The sequence below is a fragment of the Streptomyces niphimycinicus genome (assembly GCF_018883605.1).
Classification (GTDB): domain Bacteria; phylum Actinomycetota; class Actinomycetes; order Streptomycetales; family Streptomycetaceae; genus Streptomyces; species Streptomyces niphimycinicus.
In genome coordinates, this window is sequence record NZ_JAHLEM010001211.1 from 1 (window position 1) to 586 (window position 586).

The 586-nt window shown below is 75.9% G+C and carries 1 protein-coding gene; it reads left to right on the plus strand.

Annotated features, from left to right (window positions below; translation table 11 throughout):
- Positions 1 to 586, plus strand: a 586-nt coding sequence (locus tag KN815_RS48905) for an XdhC family protein (RefSeq protein WP_216348175.1), incomplete at both ends; no start/stop codon positions are given.

Sequence of the window (586 nt, forward strand, 5' to 3'; positions counted from 1 at the left end):
ACGGCCCGCCCGAGCTGCTGGGCCGCGCCCTGCTCGTCCACCCGGACGGCGGCTGGGACGGCACCCTGGGCGGCCACCCCGAGCTGGACCGTACGGCGGCGGCGGAGGCCCGCGCCCTGCTGGACGCCGGGCGCACCGCGACCGTGGTCATCGGCGCCGAGGGAAGCCGCTGCGGGCGGCCCGTCACCGTGCTCGCCGAGGCCAGCGTCCCGCCGCCGCGCATGATCGTCTTCGGGGCGGTGGACTTCGCGAGCGCGCTGGTACGGATCGGGAAGTTCCTGAACTACCACGTCACGGTCTGCGACGCCCGTCCGGTCTTCGCGACCGCGCCGCGTTTCCCGGACGCCGACGAGGTGGTCGTCGACTGGCCGCACCGCTATCTGGAGAAGACCGAGGTGGACGCCCGCACGGTGCTGTGCGTGCTCACCCACGACCCGAAGTTCGATGTGCCGCTGCTGGAGCGGGCGCTGCGGCTGCCGGTGGCGTACGTCGGCGCGATGGGCTCCGCCCGCACCCACCGGGACCGGCTGCGGCGGCTGCGCGAGGCCGGGGTGGGCGAGCCGGAGCTGGCCCTGCTGCGCTCCCC